Origin of the sequence: Salinivibrio sp. PR5 (assembly GCF_001996085.1) — a bacterium.
Lineage (GTDB): Bacteria > Pseudomonadota > Gammaproteobacteria > Enterobacterales > Vibrionaceae > Salinivibrio > Salinivibrio proteolyticus.
Window position 1 is genome coordinate 1 of the sequence record NZ_MUFK01000007.1, and the last position, 15,151, is coordinate 15,151.

Genomic DNA, 15,151 nt, shown 5'->3' on the forward strand with positions numbered 1-15,151 from the left:
TGTCTATCCTGATCGTGCAAGGCAGAGTGGTTGTCAACCTGTTATCGCCTTGTTGGCTAGATGAATTTGAGAGGAAAGTATGTGTTCAGTGTTTGGGGTGCTTGATATAAAAACCGACCCACAGCAGCTCCGTGAAGTGGCTTTAAAGATGTCCAAAACCATGCGTCACCGTGGTCCTGACTGGTCGGGCATTTACTCATCCGAGAAAGCTATTTTGGTCCATGAGCGTTTAGCGATTGTCGATCTAAACAGTGGTGCCCAGCCTTTATATAACCAAGATAAAACCCAAGCATTAGCGGTCAATGGCGAAATTTACAACCACAAAGAATTGCGTGCTGAGTTTGCTCCTGACTATCCATTTCAAACCGAGTCAGATTGCGAAATCATTCTCGCTTTGTATCAGCAAAAAGGACCTGAGCTGCTTGACTACCTCAACGGTATCTTCGCATTTATCCTTTATGATGAGGAGCAAGATGCCTACCTGATTGGCCGTGACCACATTGGTATTATTCCGCTTTACCACGGTCATGATGAACACGGCAACTACTACGTGGCTTCGGAAATGAAAGCCTTAACGCCTGTGTGCAAGAGCATCAGTGAATTTCCTCCGGGCCATTTCCTATGGAGTAAACAAGGCGAGCCGGTGCGCTATTACAAGCGTGATTGGATGGATTATGACGGTGTGAAAGAAAACACAACCGATAAAGCGGCGTTGAAAGAAGCACTCGAAGCCGCGGTTCACCGCCAACTAATGACCGACGTTCCTTACGGCGTGTTGCTTTCTGGTGGACTCGACTCGTCCGTGATTTCTGCCATCACCAAACAATTTGCGGCCAACCGCATCGAAGATGACGATCAAAGCCAAGCATGGTGGCCTCGTCTTCACTCGTTTGCTATCGGCCTTGAAGGCGCCCCCGATTTGAAAGCCGCCAAGGAAGTGGCGGATCATCTTGGCACGGTTCATCATGAGTTTACCTACACCATTCAAGAAGGGCTGGATGCGATTCGTGACGTGATTTATCACATCGAAACCTATGACGTCACCACAATCCGTGCCTCCACGCCGATGTACCTGATGTCTCGTAAGATCCGCGCGATGGGGATCAAAATGGTGCTCTCCGGTGAAGGCGCCGATGAAGTCTTTGGCGGGTATTTATACTTCCATAAAGCGCCAAGTGCGAAAGAGTTTCACGAAGAAACGGTGCGTAAGTTACTTGCTCTCAACATGTTTGACTGCGCACGTGCGAACAAATCCATGGCAGCATGGGGCGTGGAAGCACGCGTACCTTTCCTCGACAAAGCCTTCTTAGAAGTGGCGATGCAGATCAAGCCAGACGATAAGATGTGCGGCAACGGAAAAATGGAAAAACACATTATCCGCGAATGCTTTGGAGACCTACTTCCTGATTCGGTAGCATGGCGCCAAAAAGAACAATTCAGTGATGGCGTTGGGTATGGCTGGATTGATACCTTAAAAGCGATCGCCGAAGAGAAGGTGACGGATCAGCAGCTCGAGACCGCGGCATTCCGGTTCCCTTATAACACGCCAACCACTAAAGAGGCGTATATGTACCGCGAGATCTTTGCAGAGCTCTTCCCGCTCGACGATGCGGCGAAATGCGTACCGGGCGGCCCGTCGATCGCTTGCTCAAGTGCCAAAGCGATTGAGTGGGATGAATCTTTCAAAAACCAAGCCGATCCGTCTGGTCGTGCCGTACGCACTGTACATGAAAAAGCGTATCAATAAGCGCAAAATGATGGGCACACCATAGATTAGAAACAAAAAACCGCCGATTGGCGGTTTTTTTTACTAGAGGCTTATCGCTCCCAATACGCCTCTTCAAGGCTATCCTCTCGCTCAGGCAGCCCACGTGATAAACGCGGTGAGTGCTGCGCCAACACTTCATAGCTGACACGGTTGGCATACTTGCACACTTGCGAGAAAGAGGAGTAGGTCATAAATGGGTATTGGTGCTTACTCGAATTGGGCACGTTATCACGATGATAGCGATTCGCAGACATATCATGCAGCAACGCTGATAGAGCACCATCTCCAGCACCATTGGTGTTCTTAATCCGCTCAGGCCCCCCCATATAGGGAGCAATGTGAGAGTAAATTTTAATCGGCGTTTCACAGTCCGCTTTCATCATCGGACGGCTAAATTCATACATGTTGAATTCAGGGATCGCACCTGGCAGCAACGGCAAGGTGGTTTGACGTTTCGACTTATCCTCAGTGTAACCGGCCATATACAAACCAATTGGTCCTGCAGTACACAACACCATATCCACCCACTGCAGTGCAGCATCGGCCGCTAAGAGCGGATCGCTCTCACCGGTTAAGGCTTCACCCTCATCTTCATTCATCGCCACGACGCTAACATGCTCGGAAAGAAAGTCACGCCACCATTGTGGGTTTTGCTCAATCACAAACTTGGTGCCGAGCGTCATAACCACGGGCACGTTGTGCTTTTTCGCATATTCAATGGCGCGCATGGTCGCTTGCGGCATTGGATCACCTTCTTTACAGCGAACCAAATACGCAGTGAGTACCAACGCAGAAGCGTTTTCAAAGATATGCTCAGGAATTGAATCAGGATGGAGTTGGTTCATCAAGCCTTCGTTGATGGCGAACGTACGCTCACCACAATCGCCAATCAAGGCGTAACAACGACCAATTGGGCCCTGCACTGGCTGCAGGTAGTTAAGATCCATCCGGCTTGAGGTGTTGCACAGGTAGCGGTAAGAATAGCTACCTATTCGAATATCTTGGCTCATCACCCCTAGCAAGATAGATTGATCATCCGCCAGCGCTGAATAGTTGTGTAAGGTGTTACCGATGGTGCCACCCGCAAACTCATGAGTGACAAGATTGTTGTCTTTCAATTCTTGATACAGTGCTTCTGCGCGCTCATCGTCGATGACAAGCGAGTGCCCTTTACTTAACTGATACCGCTCCAGAAATTCATCAGGCACTTTTGCTTCAATGTCGACCAAGGTTTGGTCGATACCAATCACGTGCGGGCGCTTAAAGCCACGTTCGCTGGCTGGGTTGAGCAAAGGATCACGGGCGTGAACCGGAAAATAGTGCTTAGACTTGCGTTGTCCTGGAAATTTCATGGTTCGTGTAACTAGCTAATGGAAGGGAGGCGCGAATTCTATCACAGAATTCGCGCATGCGTAGCGTCTACACGATGAAATTTATTGCCCTACCAACCTTGTGTATGTTGGGCCACCAGCGACGCCATCAGGTGAATATGAGCCTCATCGTCGTTTAAGCATGGAATAAATCGGAAGCGTTCGCCACCTGCCTCGAGGAAGGTGTCACGACATTGCTCAGCAATTTCTTCTAGGGTTTCAAGACAATCAGCCGAAAAAGCTGGGGTCATAATATCGAGGGTTTTCACCCCTTTGCTGGGTAACGTCTCTAAGGTCTTATCGGTGTAAGGCTTGAGCCACTCTTCTCGTCCGAAACGGGACTGATAGGTCATCATGATCTCGTTATCCGCAAGCCCGAGTTCCGCTTGCAGCAGCGATGTGGTTTGCTCACAGTGCCGAGGATAAGGGTCGCCATTATCGGCAAAACGCTGCGGTATGCCGTGATAAGAACAAAGTAGCAAGTCACCTTTCCCATGCGCTTGCCAATGCTGCTTCACCGAGTGGGCTAACGAGGCTTGATAAAGCGGGTGATCATGATAGTGGTTCACATACCGCAACGCAGGGATCACTGGGCGCCCTTTCAATGATTTAGCCACTTTATCGAAAACCGCGGCGGTGGTGGTGGCAGAATATTGTGGATAAAGCGGCAAGACCAACACCTTGTCGCAGCCCTTTGCTTGCAGCTCATCAAGCCCTTGGGCAATCGACGGATTACCGTAGGTCATTCCAAGCGCAACCGGAACCGACACCTGTTCAGCCAGCGCTTTTTGCTGACGTTTGGCATACACCATCAGTGGCGACCCCTCCTCCATCCAAATACTTTGATACAGCTTAGCCACTTTCGGTGAACGAATCGGCAGTATCACGCCATGTAATAATGGGCACCATAACCAACGGGTTAAATCAACCACACGATGATCATGTAGAAATTCAGAAAGAAAGGCTTTCACTGACTGTGAGGTCGGCGCTTCTGGGGTTCCGAGGTTGACCAATAGCACACCGACTTGATTGTGTTTTTCCGTCATTTTGATTGTATTCCTTGGCGGCAATCTTAGAACAGACTGGCGTATAAACGATTTACCCGAACCAGTACGGTAACAATTTGATTTTGGGCTAGCTTGCCATAAAAAAACCGGAGCGACTAATCGTCTGCTCCGGTTTCTGCAATCGATATACTCAATCTTCTCCTTGGGAGAACATCCAGTGTTAGCCTAGGGCTTTTTCAATCTCAACACTGACGTCTGCCACCGCTTGGGTGCCGTCAAAGGTGAAGTACTGCGTATTGCCTGCATCCGCCTCTTTTTTGTAGTAAGCAATCAAAGGCGCGGTTTGATCATGGTAAACCTTCAGGCGCGCACGCACTGTTTCTTCTTTGTCGTCATCACGAACAACCAGCTCTTCACCAGTCACATCGTCTTTGCCTTCCACTTTCGGTGGGTTATACACCACGTGGTAGGTGCGGCCTGACGCCAAGTGAGCACGACGACCACTCATACGCTCCACAATCACATCGTCTGGCACGTCAAACTCGAGCACGTAATCAATCGCAACACCGATTTCTTTTAGGCCATCCGCTTGTGGAATTGTACGTGGGAACCCATCTAGCAAGAACCCTTTGGCACAATCATCTTGCGAGATACGCTCTTTAACCAGACCCAGAATGATGTCATCCGACACCAGCTCGCCAGCATCAATAACCGCTTTGGCTTGTTTGCCCAGCTCAGTGCCCGCTTTAATCGCGGCGCGCAGCATGTCACCGGTAGAAATCTGCGGAATCCCGTATTTTTCCATGATGAACTGCGCTTGCGTCCCTTTACCCGCGCCCGGTGCACCCAACAGAATGATGCGCATAGTGATCCCCTTTTATCGTTTTTGGAGTTTCGTAAAACTGCGTCTATTCGCAAAGACCCGAAACATACACGCTTCACGAAACGCTATCAAGCCCGGCAATCCGGCCGGGCTTGTTGGTCGCTGTTCAGTATGTCGCTTTCACAGCACGTTGTCGATTATACCTTAGTCAGAAGCTTGTTCACCGACGCCAAGAACTCAGACGGATCATCCATGCTTCCTTTTTCTGCCAGCATCGCTTGGCCTAGCAGCATTTCTACCCAGGTACCAAACTTCTCTTCATCGCTCTCATCCGCCATACGCTTGACAAGATCATGCTCTGGGTTGAGCTCGAAGATATACTTCACTTCCGGTGCTTGTTGCCCAGCCGCTTCGAGCAGTTTCGCCATCTGGGTGCCCATCTCAAATTGGTCGGTCACCACGACCGCAGGCGTGCCGGATAGTTTGAACGTCGGACGAACATCTTTCACGCGCTCACCTAAATGAGACTTCACGCGCTCGACCACAGACTCAAACGCTTTTTCGGTTTCTTCACGCTTGGCTTTGGCTTCTTCGTCGTCAAACTGGCTAAGATCCAGGTCTGCTTTGGTAATCGCTTGGAATTGCTTACCATCAAACTCAGTGAGGTAGCTCATCAGCCACTCATCGATGCGATCGTACATCAAGATAACTTCAATGCCTTTCGCCTTGAATTGCTCAAGGTGTGGGCTGTGCTTCGCAGCGTTATAGCTATCTGCAGTGATGTAGTAAATCTTCTCTTGCTCGTCTTTCATGCGCGACACGTAGTCCGCCAATGAAACGGTTTGCTCCGCACTGTCTTCATGCGTCGAGGCAAAGCGCAACAAGCCCGCAATTTTTTCCTTGTTGCCAAAGTCTTCAGCCGGACCTTCTTTAAGTACCAGACCAAACTCACGCCAGAAGGTTTGATACTTCTCCGCGTCGTTTTTAGCCAACTTCTCGAGCATAGATAGCACGCGCTTAGTGCAAGCACTGCGCAGTGATTGAGTGATCTTGTTATCTTGCAAGATCTCACGAGAGACGTTGAGCGGCAGATCATTCGAGTCAATCAGACCACGGATAAAGCGCAAGTAACTTGGCATAAATTGCGACGCATCATCCATAATGAACACGCGTTGCACGTACAGTTTCAAACCGTGTTTGTGCTCACGGTTGAACAGATCCCACGGCGCTTTCGACGGGACGTATAGCAAGCTTGTGTAGTCATTTTTACCTTCGACACGGTTGTGGCTCCATGTCAGTGGCTCCGCGAAATCGTGTGAGACGTGCTTATAAAACTCTTTATACTCGTCCGCGCTAATGTCTGATTTAGAACGGGTCCACAAAGCTTGTGCTTTATTGACCTTTTCCCATTTGCCCTCGCCAGTTTCCTTGCCTTCGTCGTCTTTTTCGACGGTCCACATTTCAACCGGAATACCGATGTGATCAGAGTATTTGCCAATCACCTCGCGCAAGCGCCAGTCGTTGAGGAATTCTTTCTCATCGTCATTTAGATGCAAGATAATATCGGTGCCGCGTTCAGCTTTCTCGATAGGCTCTAAGGTGTATTCGCCTTCACCGGTAGATTCCCAGCATACAGCTTGGTCTGCCGCCAGACCGGCAGCACGGGTGTGCACGGTCACCTTGTCGGCAACGATAAAGGCAGAATAAAAGCCCACGCCAAACTGACCAATCAAGTTGGAATCTTTGCTTTGATCTTCATTGAGTTGCTTTAGAAACTCTTCTGTCCCTGACTTCGCGATGGTCCCAAGGTTGGCGATCACATCATCTCGGCTCATACCAATGCCGTTATCAGAGATAGTCAGCGTACCTGCATCCTTGTCTACTGAGAGGCGTACACGTAAATCCCCATCATTTTCGTACAATTCAGGGGCCGAAAGTGCTTTAAAACGAAGCTTGTCCGCCGCGTCTGACGCATTCGAGACTAGCTCACGCAGGAAAATCTCTTTGTTTGAGTAGAGTGAATGGATCATCAATTGCAACAGCTTGGATGTATCAGAGCCAAACTGGTGTTTTTCTGGGGTTTTCACGCTCATGTCAATCTACCTAAAGCTATGATAATTAAACGCCAAGTGAGCCCGAAGCGGACCACCTGATGACGAATTGGATAAAGTCTCTTTGGATATAGGGGCCGCTCGCGACGCTTTCAAGGCTTAACTGACCAAAAATAAATCACTTAGTCATCTATTCGCGTCATCAAGCAAAGCAGCCACAAGTTCACCCAGCCTTGCTATCCCCGCGGCCCGTAACCACAGGCGGCAAGCCAATGGTTCACGGCCTCCCGCTCACTGGGCACGTAGTGGAGTTGGTAACGGGCGACGATACGATCAAAACGATAGACATAGTCACAACGCAGTGTCTCGACCGGCGGCAGCCATTCATCAGGCCCTTTCGCGCCTTTTTGTGCATTCAGCGCATCATCGGCGATCAGCAGGTTGTCGGGGTCATTGGCAAATTGGGCTTTTTTCTTCCGAGACCATACCTCGCCACCGTGACCGTGGGCCCACTTCAATGGCACAAGGTGATCAATGTCGACATCACTGGCTTGGGTAAACGACTGGCCCGTCAACGCGCCAACCCATAATCCCGTGGCAACCGTGCAGCGATTATCCCGTGTGTAGGTCACAGGCACTTGGCTCCGGGCAATCAGGACTTCAGCACGGGTGTTTTGGCAATCTTTGTCCTCGTCCAACCAATGGGGCCAATGGTCTCGCTGATAGGGTCCAGAGAAAGGACGCCCATCGCGCAACGCCGCGTTGGTTTCTTGATGGACAAGCGCTTTTGGAGAAGACGTCGCCCGCTTAGGTAAGCGCCCGCCTGCCTCAAGACAGGCTGACAGCGAGTCAAATGCGGTAAATCGCGTGACGCGGGTGTAATAGGGACTATTGGTGTCGTGACAAATGCCCGATTTTGAGCGCTTAACTGGCTCGGCCTGAGCCAGGTTACTGACCAATGCGCTTGCGAGAAAGAAGTTTACAAGAAAGAAAGAGAGAAAACGCTTCATACGTTAAGCACGTTTAGTAATGAGTAATTACACAACAGCGCTTAACGACTAGTTTGTCAACAATCAAATGATTGATTGCACACTTACTAGTCAAGGAGGAGAAAAAAAGAAAAGCCTGACCAAGTCAGGCTTAGAAATTAGTGCGTCATGGTACAGCGCGTCATGCTTCTCAGCTAGTTATAGCTTAAGCGCTGCCGGCCAATGATCGAGTGTGAGAGTGTGGTGCCGTCCACCAGCTCAAGCTCTCCACCCATAGGCACACCGTGGGCAATACGGCTAGCTTGCACATCGTGTTCTCGACATAGCTCTGCAATATATTGCGCCGTTGCTTCGCCTTCAACGGTTGGGTTGGTAGCGAGGATCAGCTCTTCAATGGGCTCATGCGTGAGGCGTTTTTCCAACACGTCTAAGCCGATATCGGCAGGACCAATACCATCTAATGGCGACAAATGCCCCATTAATACAAAGTAACGCCCAGAATATTGCCCGGTCGCTTCAACCGCGGCGATATCCGCTGGGCTTTCAACCACACAAATTAAGCCCGTTTGCTGACGTCGAGGATTGTCGCAAATCGCACAAACCTCTTCTTCAGTGAAGGTGCGACACTGGCTGCAATGACCAATCTCTGTCATCGCTGCAGTCAGCGCTTGCGCCAACTCGATACCACCCTGACGATTGCGTTGAAGCAGATGATAGGCCATACGCTGCGCTGATTTGGGGCCGACCCCAGGCATGCAGCGCAGCGCGTCCATCAGTTGTTCAAGTAACTGACTGGTACGCATGGATTAAAACGGCATTTTCATGCCTGGTGGTAACTGCATACCACCCGTCACTTCGGCCATTTTCTCTTTTTGCTGCTCTTCGGCACGACGTGCGGCGTCATTGAATGCGGCTGCAACCAGATCTTCCAGCATGTCTTTGTCGTCTTCCATTAGGCTGTCATCGATTTCAACTCGACGAACGCTATGGCTACCCGTCATGGTGACTTTTACCATGCCTGCGCCCGACTCACCGGTGACTTCCATATTGGCAATTTCTTCCTGAACTTTTTGCATGCGCTCTTGCATTTGCTGCGCCTGCTTCATCAGGTTACCCATTCCGCCTTTACCAAACATAATTCTCTCTCTTGGTTAGGTGTTCTAAATTGGTCGAATGCTGTCTTCATCCAGTTCCGCAGCAAAACGCTGCAGAATAAAACCGACATTCGGATCATTATGCAAGCTCTGTGTCGCCTGCGCTAATTTTTGTTGATAGAGATGTTCTCGCCACTCCAATGGCGTTCGCCCGCTATCGCCTAAATGGACTTCCAATGTTATGGGGGCATTTAGGGCCTGAGACAAGGCCTGTGCGAGCTGTTGTTGTGCTTTTTCTTTATTGAGGTGAGCCTGATCAGGACGTAAGGTCAACACCACCGTATTGCCCTCACGCACCATCGACGCATTCAGTGCCATTTGCTTCACCAAGCGCGGCACCACCAAACTGTCTGCCAACGCACACCAGTGATCCTCAGCGTTCGCTTCATGGACAAGCTTGTCCCGCATCGCTGGTGTTTTTTCATGCTCCAGCGCCTTTTTAAGCGCATTTGGCGTTAAATGCGTGGCTGTCGCTTTCTCGGGCTGCGGTTGAGTCGGCGTCCATTGATAAGGTTCATCAGACACCGGCGCCGTTTCAGCCGTTTTTTGATGAGACAATGCCGCCGGCGCTTGCTCAAAAGAGGAGTCGGACACCGGCGACGCAGGCTGGGCATTCGCAGTAATACGATCCAGCACTGATAACGCATCTTGCTTGGCCGATGTCCGCTCAGTCTTTTTTGGCGTGTTATCCGTCTGACTCGATTGACGTTTCATGCGACTACGAAGTTGATTCCGCGCCTGAATCAAACTGGATGCCGCAGATTGAGGGGCAGCCTGAGCTTCCTCCGCCCTATCCGGCTGCGTCGACGCTGGCTGTTGCGCCTGTGGCTCAGGTTGTGATTGAGGTGGCGCCGATTGAGGAGCTGACGCAGCCTGCTCCCTTGGCGTCGATGTTGCTTGCTGCACCTGCGCTTTTAACGCCCCAATCGCCTGAGCCGGATCGGTATGCGGTTTCTGAGTCGCAGCCTGTTGCGTTTGAGGGGCTTGGGTCGGCACAGAAATCGCCTTGGGTTCATAGGGGACTGTTTTGACCGGTTGGAATGCCAACATCCGCAACAACACCATTTCCAGCCCCGCACGTCCATCAGGAGCATACGGTAAATCTTGACGACCCTGCAGCGCCATTTGATAGCACAATTGCACATCTTGTGGCGACAGTCGGGTCGCCAGTGCATGCAAGCGTGCTTTGTCCGGTGACGCCTCGCTATGCGTATTAGGTAACGCTTGCAGTAAAGCGATTTGATGCAGTTGCCCAGCCAGCTCTTTGAGTAAACCGTCCCATTCAACGCCAATGTGAGCAATCTGCTCTAAAGCACTCATCAGCTCCACCGCATCGTAGTTCACCAGCGCTTCAAGCAGCATCAATGCGTGATCTGTACTCAGTGTACCCAGCATGTCGCTAACCGATGCCGTGGTAATTTGGCCGTTGCCTAGCGCAATCGCTTGGTCGGTTAAGCTCAGTGCATCACGCATGCTGCCTTCAGCCGCGCGAGAAAGTAGCATCAACGCACGCGACTCAGCATCTACGCCCTCTTGCGCCAAGATGGTTTCTAACTGGGTTTGAATTTGGCTGGCATCGAAATGCTTTAAGTGAAATTGCAAACAGCGTGACAGGATAGTCACCGGCAGCTTTTGCGGATCCGTAGTGGCTAATAGGAATTTCACATACTCAGGCGGCTCTTCTAGCGTTTTGAGCAGCGCATTGAAACTATGACGAGACAACATATGGACTTCGTCAATCAAATACACCTTATAGCGACCACGCGCAGGCTTGTACTGAACGTTATCCAGTAACTCACGGGTATCTTCAACCTTGGTGCGCGATGCCGCATCGATCTCTAATAAATCGACATAACGCCCTTCATCAATCTCTCGGCACGTTTGACACTGACCACAAGGTGATGAAGAAACGCCTTGCTCGCAATTCAGCCCCTTGGCAAAAATACGCGCGATGGTGGTTTTACCTACCCCACGGGTACCACTAAATAAGTAAGCATGATGCAAACGATCGTGGTCAAGCGCGTTGGCAAGCGCAGTCAGTACATGTTGTTGCCCTGCCACGGTATCAAAGCTGTGTGGCCGCCATTTACGTGCGAGTACTTGATAACTCATGTTTCTCGGCTTCCTATTTGAATATCCAATGAGGCGGAGCGTAACAAGGGCGCACAGCGCCCCAGTATGGAGAGAGACTAGTGGCCGTCAAATTGGCACAGGCTGAATACGTTAACACCCATTTGGGCAAGTTTATCCTCACCACCAATATCGGGTAGGCTGATGACAAAGCCCGCATGCTTCACCTCACCGCCCAGACGACGCACAAGTTTTACTGTCGCCTCAATGGTACCACCGGTCGCCAATAAGTCATCAATGACAAGCACGTTATCACCGCTGCTAATCGCATCACGATGAATTTCTAGCGTGTCTTCGCCATATTCAAGTTGATAACTTTCACTGATAACTTCACGAGGCAGCTTGCCGGGTTTTCGTACCGGGACGAACGGCAATTTCATCGCCAGTGCCAACGGGGCGCCGAATAAAAACCCGCGCGATTCGGTACCGATGATTTTGGTAAAACCCATGTCACGATACTGGCTCGCGAGTGTATCTATGGTTGCCTGATAGGCAATCGGATCTTCCATCAAGCTAGTTACGTCGCGAAAAAGGATCCCAGGCTTTGGGTAATCAGGAATGGTTTTGATGCTTTGTTTAATGACATTCAGGCTGTCGTTGCTCATGGCCAATACTCGCCGGTAAAAAAACGCAAACCGCAATGTTATGAATTTTCAGCCGAGGCGGCAACAGATTCTGTCTCAGGCAGGCGGAGAAACCAGCATAACAGCACAATTAAGCAAATTAGCAGCATGACTTTTAGCCAAACAAAGCTGACTATATAAATAGAAAAAGCAAAGCTGGCCAGAATCATCACGGTGGCTCGTACTTTTACCTTACGACTAATGGCGCGTTTTTGATACCAATCAGTCAAGATAGGCCCAAAGGTAGGATGTGCATGCAGCCAGTTAGCAATACGAGGCGAACCACGCATAAAGCAACCACTCGCCAGCAGTAAAAACGGCGTCGTTGGTAGCACCGGCAAAAAAATACCCGCCGTACCTAAGCCGACCCACAGCCAACCAAGGCTATTCCAAAGCCAGCGCCAACGGGGAGAAGAAGATGGCAGTGAGTGTTGCATGCTGTGGTCTCGCAAAGTTCTGGCCTGACGGTGAAATGAAACACATTAACAAGTGTAGTGACCCTCACCCGGCCAGTACAGCACAATACCGCATTTAACCGCTGAACGCGGTCCACCAGGATAATTAACGACCAAACAAAATACCGATCCAAGTCAGGCTTGCTGGCAAGGTGGGAATAAGGAGTACCAGTAAAAATCCAATGAAATACTTCAGACTATACGGCTCTTTAAAATCATGTTCCATTTTGTTATCTCTACTCACAACAACTTAACAACAGTGAAGCGCTACTATAGCTCAGCTTTCAACCGCTAAAAACGGACCTTTTGTAAGGTTTTATCGTTATTCTTGATTTACATCAGGGTAACAAGTGGGGTGGGTGATCCATGATAAACGTCATTTCAGCCAATCAAGCGAACTGACCATGGATACAAAAACCCTCGCACAGCTTCGGCGTGAGCTCGAAACCGAGCAAGCGGAGCTGATCGCAACCCTAACCACTCGATTACGAGAAGATTGGGAAAAGGAATGCGATAATCTCAATGTGACTGACTTAATAAAAGAAAGTCAAAGCCTGCCAGGCGCGATTCGTTGCCTAGGCGATCGTTTGGAGAAAGTGGACGCCTCTTTGTGTGCCATGGATTTGGAGATCTACGGCCTGTGTGCCGATTGTGAGAGCCAAATACCGCTCAGTGATTTGATGCAAGATGCGGCAGAACAGCGCTGTCCTCAGTGTCGCACATCAAACTACTACCATCACGATCCCGCGCAGCGCCGTGTTGCGACGGACCCGCACTAAGTTAGTGATACTGTGTCGGTCTACTTTCGCTTGTAGCCTGTTTCTCGCTGTTTAAGCGACGAACGCCCAGCTTTGGCTGGGCGTTTTTTGTGCTTGAGTCAAACCATGCCACATTATTCTTGGTCGATAATCCAGCGGCGGAAAGACTTGCGTTCTTGATCGCTTGCTTTGGTATACCAAAGTTTAAGTTGTGAGAGAGCATCGCCCTTGATGGATGCTTTGCCTTCCTCATCCACTTCGACCAAAACATCATTGAGGTTTTTGCTTTCACCTTGGTCGAAAATAATACCATTGGCGCGGTTATAGTCTGCCACTAACGCTTCCATATCTGCGTAAGCAGCAAAACCGTCACCTTTAAGCTCAATCGCGTTCAACGGCATCACCTCGCCACTCTCGAACTCCGCTTGCCATTGTGGGCCTGAAGCAAAATAGCTCGACGCTTGGCTTTGTGCCGAAAGGCGGGTATCAATATCAATGGTGGCATCACGTCCATCGACATTAAAATCAAACACATAAGGGCGAGATGTAAAAACAACATCTTTGCTGCCGCGCTTCACTTCCCCTTCATAGCGCATCACTAACTGGTGTTTGCCATCGCTTAGTTCAACACTTTGCTGAGGCGCCCAGCTGTCAAATTCCACTTCGGTGCCATCAATCACCAAAAACTCAACACCCCGTGCTGAGGTGATCGTTGCGGCCTGAGCGACACCTGACAACAGGGTGACACCCAACGCTAGTCCAGCCCATTTCAACTGCTTCATGATTCTTTTCTCACTGCTTTGCCAATACCATAAATAAAAAAGCCGCCCGAAGGCGGCTTTTTAGAACGAATACTACATGCTGTAGTGGTATCGTTAAGCTCGATTAGAACTTAACTTCCATACCTGCAACGTAACCTAGGTCAGCGTTATCTGCGTTGGTATCACCGATTTCAGCATAAACTTTCGCATTGCTGTGCAGTGCATAAGTGACGTTTGCGTAGTAACCATTGACGTTGTCACCTTTCTCAGGATCTCGGCGATCCCAACCAGCGGCAAACGTAGTGTTACCCATGGTATAGTCAGCTGCCAATGAGAAGGCGTCTGTGTTAATAACGTCGTTTGCACCACCAATCGCGTCTGCTTGGGCGTTACCATATGAAGCCGCTAGGCTCACGTTCTCAATACCAGCATACTCAACTTCGAATTGATAGGCGGTAACATCTACGTCAGTAGGAGTACCGTTGAGCTTAACATTACCGTCGTCAGCTTTGTAGTAATAACCACGAACATCAAAGTCAGCTACGCGGTAGCCTAGACGAGCATCAACAATAGACAGCTCTGCAGTACCGTCGTCTTCGCCATCGCTCTTCTGATAGGTTGATACACCACCATAAAGGGTGCCGTTGTCATAAATGTATTTAGCAACTTGGTCACCATGGCTGGTTTCTTCAAGGCTAAATGAAGCTTTTGACAGCTCATAGTCCTTGGTGATGCCGCTGTCATCGCTGATCAGATACTGACGACCGAAAGTGATTTGACCGAAGCTGTCGCTCTTGAAACCTACGAACAGTTCTTTGTTTTCAACGTTACCGTTCGTTGCGTTTTTAGTCAGAGCTTCTTCTGATTCAAACTCAAATGACATACCAGCCAGTACGCTCATTTCAGGCGACACTGCAACTTCAGTATTAACAGCAAGGTCGCCATCATCTAGGCGCCACATGCCATCTTTATCATTACCAATATCTTGGAAGTATTGAACTTCAGCTGCACCAGATAGGTCTACTTTAACGCCGTCTGCGTCATACAGGTTGATGCTTGCAGATGCTGAGCCAGCAGCCAGCAGAGCTGGAACTGCCATTGCTAGAATAGTCTTTTTCATGGTTAATCCACTGCCTTTTCTATTTAGTCATTATGAGTTCTTTTTTGGAACTCTGTTATATGGTGGCTGTCATAATGCTGCAAAGAACAAAATGCCAATCCACTGAAACTTCGTGGGTAATCGTGCAGAACAATTGGGATTC

General features: G+C 49.8%; 14 protein-coding genes. 2 read left to right on the forward strand and 12 right to left on the reverse strand.

Annotation, left to right across the window (positions count from 1 at the left end; genetic code table 11):
• The first annotated feature begins 79 nt into the window (after positions 1-79).
• Positions 80-1,747, forward strand: coding sequence for an asparagine synthase B (gene asnB, locus BZG82_RS04515; RefSeq protein ID WP_077455228.1), 1,668 nt, complete (start codon positions 80-82; stop codon positions 1,745-1,747).
• Between the two features lie 71 nt (positions 1,748-1,818).
• Here asnB and BZG82_RS04520 read toward each other — a convergent pair whose 3' ends face one another.
• The 10 genes from BZG82_RS04520 to BZG82_RS04565 form a co-directional block, all read right to left on the reverse strand.
• Positions 1,819-3,120, reverse strand: a complete 1,302-nt coding sequence (locus BZG82_RS04520; RefSeq protein WP_069588683.1) for an inosine/guanosine kinase — start codon at positions 3,118-3,120, stop codon at positions 1,819-1,821.
• Positions 3,121-3,209: 89 nt separating this feature from the next.
• Complete coding sequence (hemH, locus tag BZG82_RS04525) at positions 3,210-4,184, reverse strand: ferrochelatase (protein WP_077765257.1); 975 nt, start codon at positions 4,182-4,184, stop codon at positions 3,210-3,212.
• A gap of 181 nt (positions 4,185-4,365) precedes the next feature.
• The gene (adk, locus tag BZG82_RS04530; protein ID WP_077455231.1) at positions 4,366-5,010 is read right to left on the reverse strand and encodes an adenylate kinase; all 645 of its coding nucleotides are present in this window, start codon (positions 5,008-5,010) and stop codon (positions 4,366-4,368) included.
• A 155-nt stretch (positions 5,011-5,165) separates the two neighbouring features.
• On the reverse strand, positions 5,166-7,061 hold the full coding sequence (gene htpG, locus BZG82_RS04535) for a molecular chaperone HtpG (RefSeq protein ID WP_077479120.1): 1,896 nt from the start codon (positions 7,059-7,061) through the stop codon (positions 5,166-5,168).
• Positions 7,062-7,255: 194 nt separating this feature from the next.
• Positions 7,256-8,029 carry a GmrSD restriction endonuclease domain-containing protein gene (locus BZG82_RS04540; protein ID WP_077765258.1) on the reverse strand — a complete coding sequence of 258 codons (774 nt, stop codon included), beginning with the start codon at positions 8,027-8,029 and terminating at the stop codon, positions 7,256-7,258.
• A 173-nt stretch (positions 8,030-8,202) separates the two neighbouring features.
• Complete coding sequence (recR, locus tag BZG82_RS04545; RefSeq protein ID WP_077765259.1) at positions 8,203-8,811, reverse strand: recombination mediator RecR; 609 nt, start codon at positions 8,809-8,811, stop codon at positions 8,203-8,205.
• A gap of 3 nt (positions 8,812-8,814) precedes the next feature.
• Positions 8,815-9,144 (reverse strand): YbaB/EbfC family nucleoid-associated protein, encoded by a 330-nt coding sequence (locus tag BZG82_RS04550; protein WP_077479122.1) that lies wholly within the window; start codon positions 9,142-9,144, stop codon positions 8,815-8,817.
• Between the two features lie 24 nt (positions 9,145-9,168).
• On the reverse strand, positions 9,169-11,274 hold the full coding sequence (gene dnaX, locus BZG82_RS04555) for a DNA polymerase III subunit gamma/tau (RefSeq protein WP_077765260.1): 2,106 nt from the start codon (positions 11,272-11,274) through the stop codon (positions 9,169-9,171).
• A gap of 77 nt (positions 11,275-11,351) precedes the next feature.
• The gene (gene apt, locus BZG82_RS04560) at positions 11,352-11,897 is read right to left on the reverse strand and encodes an adenine phosphoribosyltransferase (RefSeq protein ID WP_077661758.1); all 546 of its coding nucleotides are present in this window, start codon (positions 11,895-11,897) and stop codon (positions 11,352-11,354) included.
• A 38-nt stretch (positions 11,898-11,935) separates the two neighbouring features.
• A complete protein-coding gene (locus tag BZG82_RS04565; protein WP_077479125.1) occupies positions 11,936-12,352 on the reverse strand; it encodes a YbaN family protein in 417 nt (138 codons plus the stop codon).
• A 422-nt stretch (positions 12,353-12,774) separates the two neighbouring features.
• Here BZG82_RS04565 and BZG82_RS04570 point away from each other — a divergent pair, with 422 nt between their 5' ends.
• Positions 12,775-13,149 carry a hypothetical protein gene (locus tag BZG82_RS04570; protein WP_077678158.1) on the forward strand — a complete coding sequence of 125 codons (375 nt, stop codon included), beginning with the start codon at positions 12,775-12,777 and terminating at the stop codon, positions 13,147-13,149.
• A 113-nt stretch (positions 13,150-13,262) separates the two neighbouring features.
• On the opposite strand, the gene BZG82_RS04575 is transcribed toward BZG82_RS04570, so the two are convergent.
• Together BZG82_RS04575 and BZG82_RS04580 are read right to left on the reverse strand one after the other, a co-directional pair.
• On the reverse strand, positions 13,263-13,910 hold the full coding sequence (locus BZG82_RS04575; protein ID WP_077765261.1) for a YccT family protein: 648 nt from the start codon (positions 13,908-13,910) through the stop codon (positions 13,263-13,265).
• 103 nt (positions 13,911-14,013) lie between these two features.
• A complete protein-coding gene (locus BZG82_RS04580; RefSeq protein ID WP_077765262.1) occupies positions 14,014-15,009 on the reverse strand; it encodes a porin in 996 nt (331 codons plus the stop codon).
• Between the last annotated feature and the right edge of the window lie 142 nt (positions 15,010-15,151).

Coding starts and splice junctions, on each gene's coding strand:
- asnB (WP_077455228.1), top strand. CDS start 80: ATGTGTTCAGTGTTTGGGGTGCTTGATATAAAAACCGACCCACAGCAG.
- BZG82_RS04520 (WP_069588683.1), bottom strand. CDS start 3,120: ATGAAATTTCCAGGACAACGCAAGTCTAAGCACTATTTTCCGGTTCAC.
- hemH (WP_077765257.1), bottom strand. CDS start 4,184: ATGACGGAAAAACACAATCAAGTCGGTGTGCTATTGGTCAACCTCGGA.
- adk (WP_077455231.1), bottom strand. CDS start 5,010: ATGCGCATCATTCTGTTGGGTGCACCGGGCGCGGGTAAAGGGACGCAA.
- htpG (WP_077479120.1), bottom strand. CDS start 7,061: ATGAGCGTGAAAACCCCAGAAAAACACCAGTTTGGCTCTGATACATCC.
- BZG82_RS04540 (WP_077765258.1), bottom strand. CDS start 8,029: ATGAAGCGTTTTCTCTCTTTCTTTCTTGTAAACTTCTTTCTCGCAAGC.
- recR (WP_077765259.1), bottom strand. CDS start 8,811: ATGCGTACCAGTCAGTTACTTGAACAACTGATGGACGCGCTGCGCTGC.
- BZG82_RS04550 (WP_077479122.1), bottom strand. CDS start 9,144: ATGTTTGGTAAAGGCGGAATGGGTAACCTGATGAAGCAGGCGCAGCAA.
- dnaX (WP_077765260.1), bottom strand. CDS start 11,274: ATGAGTTATCAAGTACTCGCACGTAAATGGCGGCCACACAGCTTTGAT.
- apt (WP_077661758.1), bottom strand. CDS start 11,897: ATGAGCAACGACAGCCTGAATGTCATTAAACAAAGCATCAAAACCATT.
- BZG82_RS04565 (WP_077479125.1), bottom strand. CDS start 12,352: ATGCAACACTCACTGCCATCTTCTTCTCCCCGTTGGCGCTGGCTTTGG.
- BZG82_RS04570 (WP_077678158.1), top strand. CDS start 12,775: ATGGATACAAAAACCCTCGCACAGCTTCGGCGTGAGCTCGAAACCGAG.
- BZG82_RS04575 (WP_077765261.1), bottom strand. CDS start 13,910: ATGAAGCAGTTGAAATGGGCTGGACTAGCGTTGGGTGTCACCCTGTTG.
- BZG82_RS04580 (WP_077765262.1), bottom strand. CDS start 15,009: ATGAAAAAGACTATTCTAGCAATGGCAGTTCCAGCTCTGCTGGCTGCT.